Raw genomic sequence first — 20,384 nt, forward strand, 5'->3', positions numbered from 1 at the left:
CGCAGGATCTCTGTCAAAGGCCCCACAGAGCCTGAAGACATGCCACACAAGGCCGGACGTCACGTCACGCAATTTGTCCGCGGATTTCGGTTCGCCGTAGCGTTCACAATCCGTGGTGCGGGGGACAGACGCGTTGTCCCAAGTCATTGGAACCTTGAGTGCATCGACCGAGCAATCCTACCCTTTTTCGCGGGACGATGAGCCAGTCCCCAGCCGGTAAACGGCTCCTATTTCACCCCCAGTGGCCCCGTCGGCTTTGATCCGGCACCGCGATCGTTCGCCCCATGGCAGCGTTAAATACCGCTACTTCGGTGACTGGCCGGCATAACATCGAGCCGCCATTGCATCGTTGCCCAGCGCTTCGTAGGCACGCCCCATGGCTCGATGCAGATCGCGAACGGAAATCCCATCGTGATTCACGATGGCCTGGCACTGTTCCAGACACTCTTCGGGATTCGCCTCGTTGAGAGCGATTTCAGCCAGACGCAGACGTGCCCGATTGCTCCACTCAACAGACGTCCCATCGATCAACGTCTTCCATCGCTCTTTCGCCGACTCGGCTCGTCCGTTCTCGCCGTCCAGATCCGCAAGTAAGTATGTCATCTCAGACCGAATCGCGTCAGTCACTCGACCTTTCAGCGTCTGCAGATAGACAGTCGATGTCTGATCATCGAATCCGAGTTGCATAAAAGCCCGCCCGATCAGCAGTTGGCCGGTCTGCCCTAACCATTCCGAGCGGGGCTGCAGTGCAATCAACGAACGGTAAAGAAAGACCGCTTCGCGTTCGCGCAAGTCTTCAGAGATCGAAAACCAGCGGGCGTAGCTTGTGACGAATGCAGCAGCCATTCGTACGTCAGGTTCGTCGAACAAGGGCTTGAACGTCAACATCGCCTCCGCGGCTTGCTGGTACTTTTCTTGCTTGAGGTAAGCCATTCCGAGCAGGACGGCGCCGCGGGCTTGTTCGTGGGGGTGATTAACCGTTTCCGTCGCGCGGCGAAACTGAAATGAGGCATCTTGTGCCTCACCCATATCCATAAGCAATCGTCCCAATTGCAACAGCGATGCGGTGTGCAGGCTGTGCCCTGGTGCGCCATCGACGACATAATGCAACTGAAATCCAGCTCGCTCGTACTCGCCGTCGCGAACATAGATCGAAGCGAGATTGTAAGCCGAACGAATGGCCACCGGGGTGGATTCGCGTCCGACAAGAGACAAATAGTATTGCGTCGCCTTGGGCTGCACCCCTTCGCAGTGTGCGATCAGTGCGCGCAGAAAGGTTGCCGCTTCACACAGACGATGAATGGGAATCCAGGCCTGCAGACTGGTCATGGTCAGGTCCATCATTCGACGAGCACGAACACCATCGGGGTCTGTGCGAGACACCGTCAACTGATCGCCTTCCAGTGTCCAGGTCGCCCGCAATTCGGAAGCGAGAATCGTCAGCGTCAAGCTGATTGGGCGATTCTCGGATTCCATGCTGACCGGACGCGCCAGCAGCGGATCATGTGCCACGTCAGACCAGTCAACCTTCCATCCACATTCGGCGGCCAAGCCTTCCAGAATCGACTTGATGGACTGATTTCGGCAGTCCACTTCAACCATTCCGGCGATGATCAAAGGAACGTCGCCGACTCTCATGGGCGTCTTTTTGACCTGGCATCGGAGTGCATTGGCAGGTCTGCTAGCGTCGAGTGACGGATCGTCTGATCCCGTCTGTCCGTCAGCCCACTCGATGGCCGCCTCAAGCGACCAGACCAGCAGTTCGCCCAAAGGAGGAACGGCATCCTCAAATCCGGGCACACCGCCCTCAACCGAGCGGTGTGCGAGGGTGATTGGCAGCAGGTAATCGATTTCGTGTTGCATTGTTCGGGGCAGCCGACCTTGTCCGTTAGTTTGAAACTCGAGCGAACGCAACAACCCCTCGGCGCTTTTCGGATCGTTTTTGCGAATGAACAGGCGCGCTTGCCCATAAATGGCCGCAGCCTTCAGCGTGGGATCTGAGGTATTCCCACTGACGATCTGCAAGTTGGACAAGGCGTCGTCCCAAAGCCCCAGCCCTTCCTGACAGAGCGCGATTCGGTACTGCAATTCCGGTAGCTGGCGAACAGGATCATCACTTCCCAATTTCTGGAAATAGCGAAGTGCGACTTCGTAACGGCGCGCCAGGAATTCGCGGTCACCAATCCGTCGATCAGCCCGCTGCAAATGGGGATCGACTTTGGTTGTCGGATCTTCGTGATGTTCGGCAGCGTGTGCGCGAGCCGTCGCCGCAGCAGATGCTTTGACACGGGCCACGCCCACACCGACCGCGATCGGAAAGATCGCCAGAATCGTCAAGATCAATGGAAACGTCACATTTCGCTTAGCTGGCGCCACTTCCGCAGTCATTTCCTTGCCTGTTTTTGATGCGTCCGCAACGGAGGCAGACGCTTGTCCGGTTGGCGTCGACGCGACGGGATGCTGGTTCGCAGTTGTCATCGGAACTGACCTTGACCAAAGAAGTCGAACCAGCAAATATGCCGCACGTTTCCGTAAGAGCAAACGATTAAGACACGTGGGATCTGCGAATCTTAAGATTGTGCGAGGAAGTTACCGTGAGAATCGAGCCCGGAAATTCGAACGTCCCCCCTGCTTCGGGACGTAAACCGGGACGCGCGACGTCTCGCCCTGCCTCGTCATCGTCGGCGTCATCAACTGAACGGTCATCCGAATCCGTCGTTTCTGCCGAAGCGTCCCCGTTTGCCAGTGGTTTAGAAGAATTGCCCGAAGTCCGAATGGATGTTGTCGAAGAAGTTCGCGAGCGACTGCGTCGGGGTGAGCATTTGACCCGCGATGCCGCCGAACGAACTGCTGCTGCCATCCTTGCGGATCTTGCTAGTTTCATCGGTCAATAGTCCGATTTCTCTGATTGCAATTCCGCCAGACGTTCAAGTCATTGGTGAGAACCTGCAAATCTCGGCATTTTACTTTTGTCGGCCCCCCGCCCGACCAGTGGCGGACCTCTCAAGGCTTGAGCCACCTCACGAACAGAGACTCGGGTGCGGCACCATGACCGTCATCGGTCGGGCTGCGTCTTGATCCCAAAATCATCTCCGGGTCCAAGACGGCCCTGATGATCGCCCGCAGTTGAAATCACGGGGAAAGGCAGCTTGGCGTTCTTGATGTCATGGTGCTCTTAGAAGTGTCACAGCATTTTTGAATCTGTGCGGAGCCAGCCCCTGTACTTTCAACTGGCTCTTAGTCCGTGGCCCACGAAAATTCCCATTCGCACCACGAAAGTCCTGTTGCTAAGGCGGGGCTGTGACGTGAGTCGTTCTGGGCTTCACCCTAAATCAATTGATTCGACAGCTTTTTTTTAGTTTTTGGGCAAGCCGATTCGTCGCGACTCGATACATCTTTCACGGACGGGGGACGATTCAGACGCCGCCAATCGAGCCTCTTCTCCCGGGAAATTAGAACAGCTTTCTCACGAGACCCTCACAACAAGGAATCAGCGAATGGCCCTCTCCGTCAACACGAACTACGCCTCCCTCACCGCTCAAAACAACCTGCAAGCGAGCCAGAGCCGCTTGACGACATCGCTGCAACGCTTGTCGACCGGTTTGAAAATCAACAGCGCCGGCGATGATCCTGCTGGCCTTGTGACCTCGTCGCTGCAAGCCTCACAAATCTCCGGTTTGCAAACTTCGATTCAGAACATTCAGACCGGTACCGCGTTGGCCCAGACTGCCGACTCGTCGCTGGCCAACATCAACAACCTGCTCGTTCAGGTCCGAACGCTGGCTGCGAACTCAGCTAACACCGCGACCCAAAGCACCGCGTCACTCGCCGCAAACCAGGCCAGTGCGACTGCTTTGTTATCCTCGATCGATAACATCAGCACGACCACCAAGTTCGGTACAGTCGCCCTGCTCGACGGTACGTTCTCGGCTCAACAGTTTCAGACGGGTGCATTCTCGGGCCAGACGTCATCGCTGACGATCGCCGCCGCCGATTCGACGACACTCGGTGTGAACGGTATCGACCTGACGACGGCTGCTGGTGCCACCGCCGCTTTGACGGCGATTGACGCCGCAATCAGCACAGTCGCCACGGCCCGCGGAAACATTGGTTCCTTCATTACCGGTACGTTGACCGCGACCCAGAACAACAACCAGTCACAGCTCACGAATCTTCAACAAGCTCAGTCGATTCTGACCGATACCAACTACCAGACGGAAATCGCGACCTACACCAGCGAAAACATCCGTCAGCAGGCCGCTTCCACGGTTCTCGGATTTGCCAACCAAAGCAACCAGTCGATCATCTCGTTGCTCCGAGGTCAGTAATCTCGCGAGTAACCGTCGTGTAACTGCAAAGGGAGCCTGCGAATGCAGTGCTCCCTTTGTTACTTGATTGGGTGCACTATTTCGTTATTTGACAGGAACTGCGCACATGGGCAACGTAACCTTCACGGGACTTGCTTCAGGCCTGGATTCAACGGCGCTGATTTCCAACATTCAGCGATTCAGTCAAGCACGAATTACGGCGCTGCAGTCGACCATCTCGACCACGACCAGCCAGCAGACGGCTCTTCAAAACGTCCAGACGAAACTGCAGACATTGCAGACCCTCGCAAGTCAGCTGGGACAGTCGCAAGGAAGCGTTTTTGACAGCAAAACCGTGAGTTCCAGCAATTCCAGCCTCGTCACGGCCGCAGCGGGTTCAGGTGCTCAATCGGGTGTGACAAGTTTTCGTGTGTTGGCCTTGGCCCAGGCCAGTCAGATCGCCTCGCAGGGATTCGACAATGCCAATAGTGCGATTTCTCAAGGCACGTTTCAGATCCAGTCGGGTTCGCAGTCATCGACCATTACCGTCGATTCAACGAACAACACGCTGAGCGGCCTCGCGCAGTCGATCAACGATGCGGGCATCGGGGTTAAGGCTACGGTGATCAATACCGGTTCGGCGTCGCAGCCCTACCGCCTGATGCTTTCCTCGAATGCCACGGGTACCGACAACGCGATCAAGATTACCAATAACCTGGCGGCGAGTTCGAATGGAGCGATTCTGCCGAACTTCAGCACGTCGGAAATTGGTCAGGCGGTGAAAGGATCAAGCTATACGGGCACATCCGCCGTCACGTCGAATGCCGGCCCCAGTAACTATACCGGCGCGGCCAATGACACATTCACATTCACCGTGGCTTCCGGTGGAACTGTCGGAACCACGAACGGAATTCAGGTCAACTACACAAATAGCACGGGAACGCAAACGGGCACGCTGACGATCAACGCCTCGGATGTGAACAATCCCATCAACGTCGTCGACGGTGTGCAGATCACGCTGGGTTCCGGTACCGTGCAGAATGGTGATCAGTTCTCGGTCAACGTGTTCTCGCCAACGATTCAGGCTGCGACGAATTCGCAGATTCAGTTGGGATCGGGAACCGGCGCCGTCATCGTGCAGAATTCGACGAACACCGTTGGCAATCTCATTCCTGGCGTGACTCTGTCGCTGCAATCCGCCGATCCCAACCAAACCGTCCAGATCAATGTCAGCAACGATGTCGCATCGGCAACGACACAGATCAACAATTTTGTTTCCGACTACAACGACTTTGTCTCGTACCTGAATGATCAAACCAAGTACACCCCTGGGGTCGGAACGGCCATCGGTACAACGGGCCCCCTGAATGGCTATCGGGGCTTAACCGACATCAAGAATCAACTGGCACAAACGGTTCTTGGCGTGACGGCCGGCCTGCCTGCAACCGCCAATCGCCTTGGTGCGCTGGGGATTTCTCCAGACTCGAATGGCCTGCTCCAGGTGGACTCGGCCCAATTGCAGAGCGCGCTAAGCGGTGGCGTACCGGGCATTTCGTTCAGCGATGTCAAAAATCTTTTCGGCCTGCAGGGGCAGTCGAGTTCGTCAGGCATCCAGTTTGCCACGGGAACATCCACGACGCTGCCATCCGGATCGACTCCCTATACAGTCCATATCACTCAGGCCGCGACGCGGGCAAGCGTCACGGCGGCCAGTCCATTGGCGGCCAGCACCACAATTGACAGCTCGAACAACACACTTTCGCTCAGCATCAATGGCCAGGCGACTCAAGTGACGTTGGCATCCGGGACGTATAATGCCACGGCTCTGGCGGCTGAAGTTCAATCGAAGCTCAACACCAATCTCACTTCGAGCGGAGGTTCGGTTTCCGTCTCAGTGACGAACAATAATCTGGTGATCACTTCTGACCGATATGGTACGGCCTCAAAGGTCAATACGCTTTCCGGCTCGGCGCTGACCGCACTCGGTTACTCGGGCAGCGAAACGTCGACAGGGCAGGATGTGGCGGGATCGTTTGTCGTCAACGGGGTGACCGAGTCCGCCACAGGGCTGGGCCAGATCCTGACGGGTGATTCCACCAATAAGAACACGTCGGGACTGGTCGTCGTGTCGACGTTGTCACCCTCTCAGATCAATCCCGGTGGAACAGATTCGACGCTGACGGTAACGCGAGGTGTGGCCTCTGCACTAAGTACTGCGCTGCAAAGTTATCTTGATCCCGTCAGCGGTCAATTGACGACAATTGCAAACCAGATCACGAAAAGCATCCAGACGGCCCAGAATGACGTGAACACGCAAACGGCAGCAATGAGCGCGCAACAGACGGCGTTGTTACAGCAGTTCTCAGCTCTTGAGACAACGATGGCGAACTTGCAGAGCCTGAGCAACTTGCTGTCAAGTTCGTTCAACAGTAGTGGCACTGCCACGGCGTCCGCCGCGATTTCGACAAACTACTCGAATCTGAAAACGTCCTGATCACAGACGATCCAATTCATTTGTTCGATTTACGACTTTCAACGTCTTCGTAAGCGTGGACCGCTTCTTCAATAAGGGGACCAGGTTTTGATGCAACGACTCGACTCGTACAAGCAGCCCGAAGTCAATTGGACCCGGATCGAAATGCTGCTTGCTGCCTATGATGGCACGATTGCTCGCCTGCAAGTCGCACAAGAACTGATTGAACAGGGTGAAATGCAGCGTGCGCAGCCGCTGCTTTTCACCGCGCAGCGACTTGTCCTGGCCCTTTACGAGGGGATCGACCTGCGTTACGGAGAAATTCCGGCCAATATGCAGAAGCTGTATCTCTTCGTGCTGGGTTGTATCGGCGTCGGTGAAAAGCTCGATCTTCCCGGAGCGTTGAAAGTCCTGCGGATCATTCAGAGCGGTCTGCAAGACATTCGCGCCACCGCCAACGAAATGGAACGTGGCGGCAAACTAGCACCCGTCACAGAAGAACCACAGCTGCTGCGAAACATCGTCGCCTGAGGAATGGTGCGGTACGGACCTGTCGAGACAGGCGGCTGCGCCACTAGCGTCGAATCGTCGATTGTTTCGCGGCTTGGACCTGATCCGAAAGCTGGAGCGCCAGTCCCGGATCTCGTGCCGAAAGTGACATCAGAACTTTCGCCACATCACGATCCTTCATCCCGCTCAACAGCGATGCTGCGGCAGAGACTTTACCTTGCTTGGCAAGATCATGGATCACGCCTGCAATGCGAGTCTCGGCTGCGACGCGAGGTTTTGGCGTTGCGGCGGTCCGGTTTGATTCGTTGGTTCGAACGGCGATCGACGCAGTGTCAGGGACCGAGTTCGTCGCCACCGCCGAGATCTTTTGTTCCGCGAGTGCCAGTTCACTGGCGGACCGTCGACGGATCTCTTCCACTTCCGCGAGCTCGCGGTAAATGTCGCGATAGATCAATTCCAGGGCCGACTGTCGCTCAACCAGTTTCGCCTCTTGCTGCTTGACCTTCTCCAGTTGTGTTAGCAGCCGCTGTTCGGCTTTCTCGTCGGACTCACGTGACGACCGCCCACGCGACGACTTCGACGAAACGTTGCCGCGGCCTTCGTCATCGAACGATTCGTCATCGGAATCGCCCTCGTCAGATCGGGCACGTGCGGCAGATTTCCGCGAGCTTCGGCGCTTGGAGGATTTCGTTTCCGTCTGGTCCGATTTCGCCGCCGTCGCGCGGGCCATGAGTTCCATGCGTGGCTGTACGACTTCCATCCACGCCGTTGCGAGCGCGAAGACAACCAAAGCCGTAAAGAGAGCTGCCACAAGAGTCTTCATGTATCCATTCCAACCGTGAGTTCCAAAATCATCACGATTACAACTGCATCCTCATCACTTCTTGATAGGCGTCGATGACCTTATTGCGAACTTCCATGAAGACGCGCATGCTGAGATCGGCCTTGGTGAGCGCCAACATCGTTTCGTGAATGCTGTCGCTTTGACCGGTCGCCAGGCGTTCGACCTGAATATCCGCATTCAACTGCTGAGTGTTCGTATCGTCGACGAATCGCTGAATCACCTTTCCGAACGTGCCCGTGGCATTGTTCGAACTGGCACCAACGCTGGTAAGTCCCAGCGGCAGACTGGCGGCACCACCGGCAGGTAAGACATTCATGATTATCCTTTCAGGATTCCGATTGCCTGTTGAGCCATGTCGGTAAACGACTGAGCCGCTTTCAGGTTGGCTTCGTAGGCTCGCGTGGCCGAGATCATGTTCACCATTTCAATGGGCAAACTGACATTGGGCATCATGACAAAGCCATCTTTGTCCGCATCGGGATGCCCAGGATTCGAGATCCGGGGAAATTCCGACTGATCATCGATCGTCCCGACGACATTGACTCCAGCCAGTCCCGATGAATATCCAGAACTGTTTTGAAAAGGTCCTTGACGGTTGAGAGCAGTTTCGAACACGACATCCTTACGTCGGTACGGCCCGCCTTCGGGTGTGCGCGTGACGGATGAGTTCGCAATATTGTTCGCCACAACTTCCATTCGCAATCGCTCGGCGGATAGCCCCGACGAGCTGATATTGAACGCGTTGAATGTCGTGTTAAAACCCATTTTGCCTCCCCCCTTTCACAACTCAATTCCGGTCAGGTTCCATTCATCGATCGACGCATGATCGCGGTCTTGGTCGTGATGATCTGCAGCAAGGCATTATTCAGTAGCGTGTTCTTACTTAGACGCATCATCTCGCGATCGATGTCGACGTTGTTGCCGTCGAGTCGTTCGGGCGACGAATTGTCCACATACACCTGCGGTTGCAGCGTCGTCAATCGCTTGTCGTGATCATGGTCCAGCCGCGCCGCGAGGGTCTCGTCAAACGAGACATCGAGCTTGCGGTAGCCCGGCGTATTGACGTTCGCGACATTCTGTGCCAGCACTTTGTGGCGCATCTGTGTCACGTCGACCATTTTGGCCAGGAGATCGAATTGTGAAGGTGTAACAGCCATACCGATTATATCGGTTGTGCCGAACGTGCGAGTTGAAGCGAAGCTGACGTAGACGGGGGAGCAGCATCAAAGAAACAACCTTCCCCTGAAGATCAGAGGAAGGTTACGGTAGTTTCTGCCGGTCGTAAGATCTGCCGGTCTTCAGAGAAGTGCATCAGAGCAGCTGGATCGCCCCAATGACGGACATCAACACGGGAATGCCGCATGTCGATCGTCGCCGCGACATGAAACGCGCGCCGTCGCGCTCACGGTCACTTAATAAAGTTGACGAGCGAGAGCTGACTGATGGTGGCGGTCATCTGCATGCCGGCCTGATAAAGCACTTGTTCCTGCTGTAGAGCGACGATCGATGCCGCCATGTCCGTCGACTGCAGGTCACTGGTGGCCTTCTTGAGGTTCAACTGCAGCGTGGTGGTCCGCGTCTGAAGATTCGTCAAAAACTGCGACTGCGTCGCCTGATTGCTGAGCGGCACCGCAATCGAGTTTGAGAATCGGTCCAATTCGGCAATTTGCTGATTCAGCGCCGCAGATCGATCACTGGAACTCTGCCCCTGGGTGTTTGCGATCGTATCACGGAGGTTCATCAGGGTCTGGAACAGATCCGTTTTGCCGGGATACGTCACCTGCGCCGTGCCCGCTTGTCGAATATTCGACGAATTGACGTAAGTTGTGGCGCCATTGGAGAAATCTGTGACGGCCTGGTTCGTGCTGAAATCAATCGGCGTCGTCGAAGTCCCGCCATCAACGGACATCGTCCCGTCTGCGGTCAGATCCACGCTGCCTTTGAATCCTGCAGAAATGGCGGTGGTGTCGAGATAAACCACTTCGCCCGCCGGGCCCGTCACTTTCAGATTCCCGTCGGAATTCGTGAATGCGACAGGAGTTCCCCCGTTCAGTGAAACGGTGCCGCTGGCCCCGGTGCCACTTGTATCATTGATGACCAGTTTGTTGGCCCCGAGCGGCCCCAGAATCGTATCGCTCGCATCGGATGACGTGCCTGCCGCTATTCCCGAGCTGCCTGAAAAGGACGTCAGAGTGTGTTGAACCAGCAACGCACCATGTCCGGTTGGTGTATCAGTTCCTGCGCCGGCCTGCGCACCTGTTGATCCCGAATAGACCGTCGCTCCACCGATCACTGGCTGAAATATACTGCTTCCCACGAGCAACGTATTCACGCTCAGCGATTTCCCGACGATCATCTGCCCTGTCTGCTGGCTCCCTTGATAGGTAATCGCCGAGACCTGGCCGCTGGTACTTGACGCCGTCGTCGCATACGGCGGCGTCTTACTGGCCGTGCCACTAAAGAGATACGTTCCATCCGACAACTGCGTATTGGCCACGCCGACGATCTGATTGATGGCCGAATTCACCTGGGCGGCGAGCGCCGTGTTGCTGACGGTCTGATTCGGATTGTTCGCCGTCAAAGCACTGTTCTTGATTGTCGCCAGGATGTTCTGAATCTGCGTCAATGCATCACTGCTGGATTGCAGGACATTGGACGCGCTTTGAATCGAGGACAGGTTCGTCGTCAACTGCGCACCAGCGGCATTGTTCTGAATGATCTGGAGCGCATTGAGAGGGTTATCGGAAACCGAATTCACGTCGTTGCCGGTCGAAATCTGATTTTGCAGTTTCGACATCTTCGCAAACGTGTTCTGAATATTCAGAATCGCCAGTTGGCTTTGTGCGTTCGAAGTCACTCGCATAATAAATCACCAGAATGTGGAGTGCGGATTCTGTAACCGATCACGGGCCAGGGTGAAAACATCGCATTTTCATAGGCAATGGGTTACCTGGTTGGGACTGCCCTAACAGCCTGTTGCGGTAAGGGCGACAGGCACCTTGGCGTTGACGATGTCATGGCGACTTTCAATCTGGCCGGAGCCAGTCCCCGTTGCTTCAACAGGCTGCTAAGCTGCGTCTCGCGTTTTCCACGCAGAAAATGCGTCAGTCCCCACCCGTGAACGGCCTACCGGATTCTCTATGTCGAGATTTGCAGCAGCGAAGTCAGGGCGTCATTCACCGCACTGATGTACTTGCTGGCGACCGCGAACAACTGTTGATACTGCAATACTTTCGCCAGTTCTTCATTCGTATCGACACCCGAAACGCTTTGTTGCTGAGTTGTAATGCTGGTCGTCAATGTCGCGTTCGTCGACTGCTGGCTGGTCAATGCTTTCACGGACGTTCCGATATCCGTGACCATCGAACCGGCATACTGAGAAAACGTCTGCGTTCCACCGTTGAGCACTGACGCATCGCCAAGAGCCGTAAATCGCGTCAGATTGGACACATCCGACGGCTGCCCGGTGCGCGACGTGGCCAAGCGACTGGGGTCGCTCGTCAGATCCGAACTGACTTTCAACGTCGCCGCAGTGGAACCCGTAAACATCGTATTTAAGCCCAACGACGTCAGCAGGCCGGCCGAGTCGGGTTGTGCGACGACCGGTGTCGAGAACGAGTCGCCTGTCGTGACGTCTCCCGCCCCCAACGACATCGTCAAGCCATTGGCGATCGAAATGGGTTGCCCTGCCTGATAACCCTGCCCCACATCGACGGTTGCAATCACATCACCCTTTTGATTGGTGACTTGCGCCTGCAAACCCGGCGTGACACCGACGGTTCCGTCTCCCATGAATGTGAAGTTGTAGTTGTCGTTCGTCGATCCGGTATAGCTGCCGCCGATCGATGGCGTACTGGTTGTTGTCGTCAGGTTCGTCGTCGGCGTGGCCTGATAACCGCCTGTGAAGTCGAACGTATATCCGGAATTTGACGTGATCGTCATCGTGCCGGTTTGATTGTTGACGTAGGCCTGCAAGTTCGGAACGGTCGACGAGATCGAGTTCGCAACGTCTTGCAGGGATTGTGTCTGGGGATTGAACGGCACTTCTGTGATCGTGCGCGCCCCTGTCGCCTTGTCGGTCACACCAATGAATAGCGATCCATTCGTCGGCGCATTCGTCAATCCTGCGGCGTTCAGCAGCGCTGTCGCGTCCTTGACTCCGTTCTGACTGGTCAGCGACGTGAAGCCCCCTGATCCACCCAGCCCCGTTGATTGGATGCTGTTGAAGGAAGCCGCAATCTGTTGCGCCATGGTGTCGAGTCGGCTCTGATACCCGGCGAGCGTCTGATTGCGCTGGCTGAGCATTCCTCCCAGTTGTCCGCCTGAAATATCGAACGTCGTCTCCGATCCTTTCATCTGAATCGTCGCATCGCCCTTCTTGTTTGAACCGGCAACCAGCGTTTGCGCCGTTCCCCCCGCGACGAGCAGCGCCCCGCCGCTTGCGGAAATCGTCAACGATCCATTGTTGCCGTTCGTCACCTGGATGCCCACAAAACCGGCCAGGTCGTTGACAAGCTGTCCCCGTTGATCAATCAGATTGTTCGCACTGATGCCCTGGCTCGAGATCGTACCGATCTGAGAATTGAGAGTTGCGATTTGTTTCGAGATCGCGTTGATCTGGTCGACGACTCCACTAATCGATTGATCCAACCCCTGTCGGATCTGCGTCAGATCCGACGCGGCCGAATTGAACGCGTTCGCCAGGTTTGCCGCGCTCGCGACCGCGGCCTGCTGTGCTGCGCCGTTTGTTGGGGTCGACGACAAGGACTGCAGCGTGTTGAGCATGCTTTCCAGCTTGGTGGCAGGCGAATCGAGATTGCTGGAAAGGACCTGCTGAATCTGAGTGCTGGCCGACAGACTGGCGTCGGTCAAGCCATTCTGAGTCAGTTGTGACGTCAATGCCGCGTCCAGTTGATCACTGACCGCGCGATTGATATCGGTGATGGCAACTCCGTTGCCGAGCGACAGATTGCCGACCTGAGTGGGACTCGTGGTCGAGAAGTTCGCAATCTGACGGTGGTAACCGGGGGTGCTGGCATTCGCGATGTTATTGCCCGCGACGGCCAATCCCTGTTGCGCCGCCTGGAGTGCGGAAACGCCAATTGAGAAACCAAGCATGAGTTATGCCCCCCACTGAATAATCGGTCCGACGTGGGACTCTGCACGATTTCCTGTCGCGCCGTAGGATTCACCGACGCCTGCAACACCGGTCAGCCGTTCGACGACCCCGCGTGCAATCGCCAGCGACTGCGCAATCATCGCGGCGTTCTGACGATTCAGTCGCTCAACCTCACTCGCCATCTCTTTCAGCGAACGCCAGATCGCTTCAATCGAGTCATGGAGCGTGCCCGACGTCGCCGAGGCAAGTCGGTTCAAGGTCACATCTCGTGGGTCCACATGCAAAACCGTCGCCAATTCTTGCTGAAGCAACTGACGCTGTTGCTGAACAGCAAGGCTGGACGCCAATCCGTTCGCCTCGTCCGCCAGCGACTTCTGCAGCGCTTCGTCATCGAGATCACGCAACGCCTGGTGGACACCGCGGACTGCCGTCAACATCGCAGCCAACGCAGCCTGTTCGTCCCCCAAATGGGAAAGCAGGTGATCGGCGACGGTGCCCATAATCTGGGCTGATGGGGTCTGTTTCTGATCGTGGGTTTGTTGAGACATGCTTCTCACCTTCGATTGGCGGTCACATCCGATCTCGATCGGAATCCTGTGTGTTCTCTCGCGGTTGAAATCGCTTATGAAATTGACGCATTGATGGGCAACGCCGCGAACGTTTCTCGTCTGATCACGCTTCGGTGTTCAGCGTCACGGTCGACGGCAGATCGCCAGGTGTGATTCGATTCAACGCTTCACGAATCATCTTGGCCATTCCGATGCCTCCGTTGTCTGACATATGTTGTCCCAGGAACTGGTCGAACATCCCGCCGTACACATCGCTTTTGTCGTTATCGAAGAACGATCCCGATTCAATTGACTTGCGCATTTCCTTCATCATCATCGACGTAAAAACGCTCTCAAAGTCTTTTGCGACCTTGTCGGCGTTCTGAACTTGCGGCATTCCATGAAGCTTGCCCGACGCCTGTGGCATCGTTGGCAGCTTAATGGGCGAACTTCCATTTGTTTCCGAAAGTGGCAATGGTCTCGACAAGAGCGCGGTTTGGATGGACGACATGAATCGGTTCCTTTTGTGTTGGATTACTGCGTAATCAAGTCGGCGTGCAGCGCCCCAGATTCTTTGAGTGTCTGGAAAATGGCAATCAGATCACGAGGCGACACTCCCAGTGCATTCAGCACCCTCGCCAAATCCGCGACCGTGTAGGTCTGTTCAACGTTGTGCAGGATGAGCGGCCCGGTGACCGGCTCGGGAGTCGGCAATGGACGTGGCCGCAAGGACTTCAGGACGTCTTCCACGGGATCACCAGATTCCTCGGGCGGTGCAGCAGGTGGCTCGTCTGGTTTTGGCGCTGGGGGTGTCGTCGGAACCAGCGTCGTGTTGGGCTTGATCACCAGATTTCCATGGGCGATAGCCACCGCCGAGATCTTGACCTGGCCCCCGACAATGACCGTTCCCGTTCGCTCGTTGAACACGATCCGTGCTGGCGTATCGGGCATCACCGTCAACTGCCCTAGTTCCCCGACGAAATCAGAGACGTCCATTCGCCACTGCATCGGAACGCGAACCTGAACGGTTCCACCGTCGATCGTCTTGGCTGTGGCGGGGTATTGCTTGTTGATCGCCAGCATGATTGAGCGAGCGGTCGCATGATCCGGCGCACGCAGGTTCAGCCGGACGACTCCACCCCGATCGATCTGCCCCAGTTCTTCTCGTTCGACGATCCCCGCCTTCTGACCACGTGCCACTGTAGGATGGTTCAGTTGCCCGCCAGGAGTATTCTGACGCACACGAAACCCACCAATCGACAGTTGCCCCTGTGCGACCGCATAAACTTCACCATCAACCGCTCGGAGTGGCGTCAGAATCAAGGTTCCGCCTTCGAGGCTCATCGAGTCGTCAAGCACCGACACGGTCACATCAAGCTGACTACCTTTCCGCGCAAACGGAGGCAACTCTGCCGTCACCATGACGTGAGCGATATTCGATGATTTGTAAACGTTGTCCTGCAACGTCTGTCGCGCAAGTTGAGTTGTCAGCTCCATTTTTCGAAGCATGTCAATCACGAGCTGCTGCGTCGACAACGAGCGAGCGCCCGTGCCGTTCAGGCCCACGACCAGACCATGTCCAACCAAGTGGTTCGACCGTGCCCCATCGACATCGGTGATGTCCTTGATGCGGACGTCGGCCAAACCGGGAACCGCACAGGTCACCAGGACGACCGCCGTCAGCATCAGGTATTGGATCATTTTTGTCATGATGCCTCTTCCCCCATTGCACGAAGTGTCTCGTCGAGCTTCACACAAAAATTGACACTTCGATGAACTCGTTGCGAGCAGACCAACCTGCCTGCGGACGATGCTCGCGAACCAGTCGGCACCTCGTGCACCGCCCCATTAATACGGCCAAAGTTTGTTCGTCAGACGACCAACCCAGCCCTGGTTCGTGAAGCGGGATTCTGTTCCACCGCCTTCGTACACAATGTTGATGTCTGCGATGGATTGAGAATTGATCATGTTGGGGATCATGATGTCGTTCGGACGAACGACACCGGTGACTCGCAGCCAGCGTGTTTCGTTGGATACACGTCGCCGTCGCGAGCCTTCGACAACCAGATTCCCGTTGGGAAGGACATCGACGACAGTCACCATCAAACCGTCCAGCAGTTGGCGATTGCTTTGGTACTGGGCACTTCCCTGGAACGACCGATCAGCGCTCTGATCAATACTCAGCGCAGCCGCTGCAGCTTGTCCGGCCGATGCCCCCGATGTCTTGCCGGCAAAGTTGAACTTGCCCGATGCTGCCGTATCCTTCGCCATCTTGCGCTGTTCAGTGTTTGACGCATCCGTGGATTCGTTGACCATTACCGTCAACAGGTCGCCGACGCGGCGGGCGCGATTGTCCATAAACAAATAGGCAGCGTGAGGGGCACGCCGTTCCCAAATTGAATCCGCAAAACTCAGCTGGCAGATTGAAACTTCAATCGCGGTAAGGCAGACCAGCAACCAATTTCGTCGAGTCATTTCACCGACCTTGTTTCTTGAGACTTGCGGCATCGTGGCGTCAGCACCGTACGTTGTGCGAAGGGTGCCCCCCGTCGCTAGAAGAGGATTTCGACTTCGCCCGGTCCGGTCACGCGACCTTGAACATTCGTATTGGAATCCGTATTTCGCAGGCGGATCAGCTCACCCAGACGTCCTTCCTGAAGCGCTTCACCCGTCGCAATCACGCTCACCGCTCCCAGACGCCCCACGATCCGCACCGAATCACGGCGTTTGACAAGAATCGCGCCATTGGCCTGCACTGTCGATTCGATGTCGATCTGCCGCAGGGGAGTCAGCGGCCGCATCGCCCGCTTCGTTGTCATCCCAACAAGTTCGGCCGTCCGCGATGAGTAATCCGTGAGGTCTGTCACGTCCTGCCGATCCGTATAGAGATCTGCAACCGTCAGCTTGTGACCGCGTTCCAGTGGTCGCGTCGTCAGGACAACGGTGTCGTAATGACGTACGTCAAATATTGTGACGACGTCGATCGTTTGCTTTTCCACACCTTGCGCAACAAGCCGCAGATGGACGCGCCCGATGGCCGCTCCTGGATTTCGCAGTTCGGCCTGGCACTCGTATCCCAATGCGGAGCGAACCTGACGAATTTCCGGCGGCAGGGGTTGCGACAGCCGGATTTCGACATCCTCGGCCGACCAGGGTAACTTTCGCAGGATGCAGCGTTTCGCGGCCTCGAGCAGCGCGTGTTCGAGAGGCCCTTCTTCGGTGGTCGAAGACTTTTCGGCTTCGAATGATTCCGGTTTGACAACGCCGGGCTCGGACGAGGTGTCGCTGACCACGTGGACTTCGTTCGTCGCGGCGAATCCGTTGGACGTGACGCGAACCGCACTTCCGCGGATCGAAACGTTGTCCAAAGCGACGCCGGCAACCCGCAACCGAAACTCAATTTGCGAGGGCGTAATTGTCACGCTTTCGCCTTCGAGCAGCGTGTCTTCGAGATCCAGGCGTTTGAGGTGTTCGCGAAGTTGGAGTTCCCCGCCACTGATGGTCGCAATATCCCCCAGTCGTACGACTCGACCTTGAACGTGAACATTCGAACGAAGCATCAATTGGACCAGCTCGCGGCGTACGGGGCGGCTGCTTTTCGGCGCAGGCTCTTTCGCGACGGAACCCATCGGTGTCAAACCGACAAGAACAACCGCGGACAGCGTGCTGGCGGCGATGATTCGTAAGATCCCCATGTGTGACTACCTGATCATATTGTTCGTGGTTTGAAGCATTTGATCGCTGGTTAACACACAACGCTGACTGGCTTCGAACGCGCGCTGCGCTGTGATCAGGCGAATCAGTTCCGTCACGACCTGCACGTTCGAGCGTTCCAGGAAGCCTTGAGTCAACGAACCAAGCCCGTTCGATCCGGGAATACCTTGCAGTTGAGGCCCTGAAGCTGAAGTCTCTGCAAACAGGTTTCGTCCTTCCGACGACAAACCACTCGGATTGGGAAAACGTGTGAGTGCGATGTTGCCGACGGTCGTTGCTGTCGTGGGGGCACCTGCCGTGATGACGGACACCGTTCCGTCACTGCCCACGGTCATCGACAACGTATCGGCGGGAATCGTAATGGGTGGATTGATGCTGTAGCCGTCGGCCGTCACCAGATTGCCTGTGGAATTCGTGCGGAACGAACCATCGCGGGTGTACCGGAATTCGCCGTTGGGCATCAGAATCTGAAAGAAGCCCTGACCTTGAATCGAGAGATCGAAATCGTTGTTGGTATTTTCGAGCACACCAGGTGTGAAGACCTTGGATGTCCCCGCGATGCGAACACCGCTACCGATTTGAATCCCGGTCGGAACTTCGTAGCCGATCGCACCCTGGGTACCGGCCGCACGGACGGTTTGATACAGCAAGTCTTGAAATTCGACTTGGCTGCGTTTGAATCCGGTCGTGTCGACGTTGGCCAGGTTGTTGGCGGTCGTATCGACGACCGTCTGATGCGCCTGCATGCCAGTCGCGCTCGTGTACAGTGATTTCATCATGATGAAGAGTGCCTGTTATCGTGGACGCGTATTGAGACTGATGGTTTCACTGATTTGAAGCAGCGCTCGCTGCGTCGCTTCGAAAAGCCGCGATCCTGAAATCATCTGGACCATTTCCTGCACGACCGTGGTATTACCGATTTCGCGGTAACCTTGTCGTACGTCCGTGGCGATGGCCGTCGTTTCCTGCCCAGGCGACGCCTGGAAATAGGACGATCCCGCACGTTGCAGCTCGCTGGGGTTCATAAATCCCGTCACACGAAGCTGTCCAATCTGGTTCCCGTCGGCAAGAACAGCGCCGTTGGGCTGAATCTCGAGACTCTGAACGTCAAGCGGAATCGCAACCCCTCCGCCGATGCCTTGAACTGGTAACCCATCGGGCGTGACAAGTTGTCCGCGAGTACTAATCTGGAACACACCATTGCGGGTGTAGAGCGGGCCGTTTGGTCCCTCGACCGAAAAGAAACCAGGGCCGTCCAGCGCGACGTCTAGTTGCGATCCCGTGTGCTCCATCGTCCCTTGTGTAAAGTCGGTATGCAGCGATCCGCGCGGTGCGATGATCTCTTCGCGGTCCCCAATGGAGTCAAAACAAATGACCTCACGACGATATCCGGGCTTCATCGCGTGGCTCAAATTGTGCGCAGACGCGTCTTGTTGCAGGGAGTTGGCCTGCATTCCGCCCGCAGCGCTATAGAGTCCTCGAATCACCGTTCACCTCAACCGTTCTTGGCAATGGCGTCACCGCCGATCGATTGATCAGCGGCAGACTCTGCCGATACCGACGAGAATGAAATGACTCTCGCGGCATCCGTACTATTGATCGGACATTTCCGACCGTAACGATTACTCACAATAATCCTGCTATGCCGACTCCACCCAGATTGCCAGCTTTGCGGGTTATGGCGATTGTCGGACCAGGCCTTGGCGCGGCACGATTCCTTCCGCGGCATGGATTGCCGGTCGCCGGCGCTGAGCGTGCTGACGCATGGCGAAGTTTTCGCAGAGAAGGGGAGAGACCCGTGAATCCGGTCATAGCAGATTTAAGGCAGATGTCGCTCGACCGCCCGTCTTTGATGTTCAGTACGCGCCACGTTCGACTAACAGACGTAGACACATTTGCCTCGGTGGACGGACCCTTCGAGAAAACGATCCATGCTGACCAGCCTGTTTACCGCATCGACTGCCCTTGATGCGTATCAGACGTCGTTGAACAACACGTCAAACAATCTGGCGAATATCAACACGACGGCGTTCAAGGCCAGTGGTATCAACTTTCAGGACCTGTTCTCGTCTGGTCCGAACGGCAACCAAATTGGGAACGGGATCTCGGTCGCTGAAATCTCGCCCAAAGGATTTGAACAGGGCCAGACGGTTCCCACCCAGCGTGATAATGACCTTGCTATCAATGGACGCGGCTTTTTCCAAGTCCAATTGCAAGACGGGCAGATTCAGTACACGCGGGACGGTTCGTTCCACCGCGACGCGACCGGGCGGCTGGTGACGAACGAGGGCTATATTGTTCAGCCTCCAATCACGATCCCTTCGAATACCCTGTCCACGACGGTTGCGATCGATGGAACGGTTTCCATCATTACCAGTACCAGCGCCGGCGTGCCGAAGGTCATTGGCCAAATCCAATTGGCACAGTTTGCGAATCAGGAAGGCCTACGCATCGAGCCTGGAAACCTGTACAGCCAAACGCCGAACTCGGGACCGCCAACCACTGGAACCCCCGGAACATTAGGGCTCGGGCGAATCCAGCAGTTTGCGCTCGAGCAATCGAACGTCGATGTGACAACAGAACTCGCCAAAATGGTGACGACCCAACAGGCATTCTCTGCAAACTCCAAAGTCGTCAATGCTTCGAGCCAGATGATCACGTCCACGTTGTCGCTCATCCAGTGACCGTCACAACGCGAATCTCCCGTTCCGGACTGAGTTGCCGCGACGAATTTTTCTGTAGGACGGTTGCCACGTGATGTCCGTCGTTGGGACGTCTATCACGTCTTGGTGACACTCATCTTATGTTTCGCGCCGCACTTCGCCTCTTGAATTCTGACGAGGGAAGTCAGTCAGCAATTGTTTATTTG

At 56.3% G+C, this 20,384-nt stretch carries 19 protein-coding genes; 5 read left to right on the forward strand and 14 right to left on the reverse strand.

The features are described from left to right. Window positions 1–303 precede the first annotated feature (303 nt). A complete protein-coding gene (locus OSO_RS0113420) occupies window positions 304–2,478 on the reverse strand; it encodes a tetratricopeptide repeat protein (protein WP_010583798.1) in 2,175 nt (724 codons plus the stop codon). Between the two features lie 116 nt (window positions 2,479–2,594). Here OSO_RS0113420 and OSO_RS0113425 point away from each other — a divergent pair, with 116 nt between their 5' ends. From OSO_RS0113425 to OSO_RS0113445, 4 genes are all read left to right on the forward strand, one after another. Continuing rightward, window positions 2,595–2,894, forward strand: a complete 300-nt coding sequence (locus tag OSO_RS0113425) for a flagellar biosynthesis anti-sigma factor FlgM (RefSeq protein WP_010583799.1) — start codon at window positions 2,595–2,597, stop codon at window positions 2,892–2,894. Between the two features lie 603 nt (window positions 2,895–3,497). Then, window positions 3,498–4,328 (forward strand): flagellin N-terminal helical domain-containing protein, encoded by an 831-nt coding sequence (locus OSO_RS0113430; RefSeq protein ID WP_010583800.1) that lies wholly within the window; start codon window positions 3,498–3,500, stop codon window positions 4,326–4,328. A 106-nt stretch (window positions 4,329–4,434) separates the two neighbouring features. Next, window positions 4,435–6,801 carry a flagellar filament capping protein FliD gene (fliD, locus tag OSO_RS0113435; protein WP_010583801.1) on the forward strand — a complete coding sequence of 789 codons (2,367 nt, stop codon included), beginning with the start codon at window positions 4,435–4,437 and terminating at the stop codon, window positions 6,799–6,801. Between the two features lie 90 nt (window positions 6,802–6,891). Then, window positions 6,892–7,311, forward strand: a complete 420-nt coding sequence (locus OSO_RS0113445) for a flagellar protein FliS (RefSeq protein ID WP_010583802.1) — start codon at window positions 6,892–6,894, stop codon at window positions 7,309–7,311. 43 nt (window positions 7,312–7,354) lie between these two features. Here the strand turns inward: OSO_RS0113445 and OSO_RS0113450 are convergent, their stop codons facing one another. The 13 genes from OSO_RS0113450 to OSO_RS0113515 form a co-directional block, all read right to left on the reverse strand. Next, entirely contained in the window at window positions 7,355–8,113 is a 759-nt protein-coding gene (locus OSO_RS0113450) for a hypothetical protein (RefSeq protein WP_010583803.1), read from the reverse strand. Window positions 8,114–8,150: 37 nt separating this feature from the next. Next, complete coding sequence (gene fliE / locus OSO_RS0113455; protein WP_010583804.1) at window positions 8,151–8,450, reverse strand: flagellar hook-basal body complex protein FliE; 300 nt, start codon at window positions 8,448–8,450, stop codon at window positions 8,151–8,153. 2 nt (window positions 8,451–8,452) lie between these two features. Further along, complete coding sequence (gene flgC, locus OSO_RS0113460) at window positions 8,453–8,899, reverse strand: flagellar basal body rod protein FlgC (RefSeq protein WP_010583805.1); 447 nt, start codon at window positions 8,897–8,899, stop codon at window positions 8,453–8,455. Between the two features lie 32 nt (window positions 8,900–8,931). Next, a complete protein-coding gene (flgB, locus tag OSO_RS0113465) occupies window positions 8,932–9,291 on the reverse strand; it encodes a flagellar basal body rod protein FlgB (RefSeq protein WP_010583806.1) in 360 nt (119 codons plus the stop codon). A 251-nt stretch (window positions 9,292–9,542) separates the two neighbouring features. Next, window positions 9,543–10,997 (reverse strand): flagellar hook-associated protein FlgL, encoded by a 1,455-nt coding sequence (flgL, locus tag OSO_RS0113470; RefSeq protein WP_010583807.1) that lies wholly within the window; start codon window positions 10,995–10,997, stop codon window positions 9,543–9,545. Window positions 10,998–11,272: 275 nt separating this feature from the next. Further along, window positions 11,273–13,252: a flagellar hook-associated protein FlgK gene (gene flgK / locus OSO_RS0113475; RefSeq protein WP_010583808.1), complete on the reverse strand. Its 1,980-nt coding sequence runs from the start codon at window positions 13,250–13,252 to the stop codon at window positions 11,273–11,275. 3 nt (window positions 13,253–13,255) lie between these two features. Continuing rightward, window positions 13,256–13,801 carry a flagellar export chaperone FlgN gene (flgN, locus tag OSO_RS0113480; protein ID WP_010583809.1) on the reverse strand — a complete coding sequence of 182 codons (546 nt, stop codon included), beginning with the start codon at window positions 13,799–13,801 and terminating at the stop codon, window positions 13,256–13,258. Window positions 13,802–13,925: 124 nt separating this feature from the next. After that, complete coding sequence (locus OSO_RS0113490; protein WP_010583810.1) at window positions 13,926–14,312, reverse strand: rod-binding protein; 387 nt, start codon at window positions 14,310–14,312, stop codon at window positions 13,926–13,928. A gap of 23 nt (window positions 14,313–14,335) precedes the next feature. Further along, window positions 14,336–15,511, reverse strand: a complete 1,176-nt coding sequence (locus OSO_RS0113495) for a flagellar basal body P-ring protein FlgI (RefSeq protein WP_010583811.1) — start codon at window positions 15,509–15,511, stop codon at window positions 14,336–14,338. A 138-nt stretch (window positions 15,512–15,649) separates the two neighbouring features. Beyond that, the gene (locus tag OSO_RS43390) at window positions 15,650–16,276 is read right to left on the reverse strand and encodes a flagellar basal body L-ring protein FlgH (protein ID WP_010583812.1); all 627 of its coding nucleotides are present in this window, start codon (window positions 16,274–16,276) and stop codon (window positions 15,650–15,652) included. A gap of 77 nt (window positions 16,277–16,353) precedes the next feature. Beyond that, window positions 16,354–17,496 (reverse strand): flagellar basal body P-ring formation chaperone FlgA, encoded by a 1,143-nt coding sequence (flgA, locus tag OSO_RS47915; protein ID WP_010583813.1) that lies wholly within the window; start codon window positions 17,494–17,496, stop codon window positions 16,354–16,356. A gap of 6 nt (window positions 17,497–17,502) precedes the next feature. Then, the gene (gene flgG, locus OSO_RS0113510; protein ID WP_010583814.1) at window positions 17,503–18,294 is read right to left on the reverse strand and encodes a flagellar basal-body rod protein FlgG; all 792 of its coding nucleotides are present in this window, start codon (window positions 18,292–18,294) and stop codon (window positions 17,503–17,505) included. A 15-nt stretch (window positions 18,295–18,309) separates the two neighbouring features. Then, the gene (locus OSO_RS0113515; protein WP_010583815.1) at window positions 18,310–19,002 is read right to left on the reverse strand and encodes a flagellar hook-basal body protein; all 693 of its coding nucleotides are present in this window, start codon (window positions 19,000–19,002) and stop codon (window positions 18,310–18,312) included. A gap of 444 nt (window positions 19,003–19,446) precedes the next feature. On the opposite strand from OSO_RS0113515, the gene OSO_RS0113520 reads away from it, so the two are divergent. Continuing rightward, window positions 19,447–20,199 carry a flagellar hook-basal body protein gene (locus OSO_RS0113520; RefSeq protein ID WP_010583816.1) on the forward strand — a complete coding sequence of 251 codons (753 nt, stop codon included), beginning with the start codon at window positions 19,447–19,449 and terminating at the stop codon, window positions 20,197–20,199. Window positions 20,200–20,384 lie beyond the last annotated feature (185 nt).

This window comes from Schlesneria paludicola DSM 18645, assembly GCF_000255655.1.
Lineage (GTDB): Bacteria > Planctomycetota > Planctomycetia > Planctomycetales > Planctomycetaceae > Schlesneria > Schlesneria paludicola.

What these genes read in the sequence shown, in the direction of transcription:
- OSO_RS0113520 (WP_010583816.1), top strand. Translation starts at nt 19,447, where the DNA reads ATGCTGACCAGCCTGTTTACCGCATCGACTGCCCTTGATGCGTATCAG.
- OSO_RS0113495 (WP_010583811.1), bottom strand. Translation starts at nt 15,511, where the DNA reads ATGACAAAAATGATCCAATACCTGATGCTGACGGCGGTCGTCCTGGTG.
- fliE (WP_010583804.1), bottom strand. Translation starts at nt 8,450, where the DNA reads ATGAATGTCTTACCTGCCGGTGGTGCCGCCAGTCTGCCGCTGGGACTT.
- flgL (WP_010583807.1), bottom strand. Translation starts at nt 10,997, where the DNA reads ATGCGAGTGACTTCGAACGCACAAAGCCAACTGGCGATTCTGAATATT.
- OSO_RS0113430 (WP_010583800.1), top strand. Translation starts at nt 3,498, where the DNA reads ATGGCCCTCTCCGTCAACACGAACTACGCCTCCCTCACCGCTCAAAAC.
- OSO_RS0113450 (WP_010583803.1), bottom strand. Translation starts at nt 8,113, where the DNA reads ATGAAGACTCTTGTGGCAGCTCTCTTTACGGCTTTGGTTGTCTTCGCG.
- flgG (WP_010583814.1), bottom strand. Translation starts at nt 18,294, where the DNA reads ATGATGAAATCACTGTACACGAGCGCGACTGGCATGCAGGCGCATCAG.
- flgC (WP_010583805.1), bottom strand. Translation starts at nt 8,899, where the DNA reads ATGGGTTTTAACACGACATTCAACGCGTTCAATATCAGCTCGTCGGGG.
- flgK (WP_010583808.1), bottom strand. Translation starts at nt 13,252, where the DNA reads ATGCTTGGTTTCTCAATTGGCGTTTCCGCACTCCAGGCGGCGCAACAG.
- flgB (WP_010583806.1), bottom strand. Translation starts at nt 9,291, where the DNA reads ATGGCTGTTACACCTTCACAATTCGATCTCCTGGCCAAAATGGTCGAC.
- OSO_RS0113420 (WP_010583798.1), bottom strand. Translation starts at nt 2,478, where the DNA reads ATGACAACTGCGAACCAGCATCCCGTCGCGTCGACGCCAACCGGACAA.
- flgA (WP_010583813.1), bottom strand. Translation starts at nt 17,496, where the DNA reads ATGGGGATCTTACGAATCATCGCCGCCAGCACGCTGTCCGCGGTTGTT.
- flgN (WP_010583809.1), bottom strand. Translation starts at nt 13,801, where the DNA reads ATGTCTCAACAAACCCACGATCAGAAACAGACCCCATCAGCCCAGATT.
- OSO_RS0113490 (WP_010583810.1), bottom strand. Translation starts at nt 14,312, where the DNA reads ATGTCGTCCATCCAAACCGCGCTCTTGTCGAGACCATTGCCACTTTCG.
- OSO_RS0113445 (WP_010583802.1), top strand. Translation starts at nt 6,892, where the DNA reads ATGCAACGACTCGACTCGTACAAGCAGCCCGAAGTCAATTGGACCCGG.
- OSO_RS43390 (WP_010583812.1), bottom strand. Translation starts at nt 16,276, where the DNA reads ATGACTCGACGAAATTGGTTGCTGGTCTGCCTTACCGCGATTGAAGTT.
- fliD (WP_010583801.1), top strand. Translation starts at nt 4,435, where the DNA reads ATGGGCAACGTAACCTTCACGGGACTTGCTTCAGGCCTGGATTCAACG.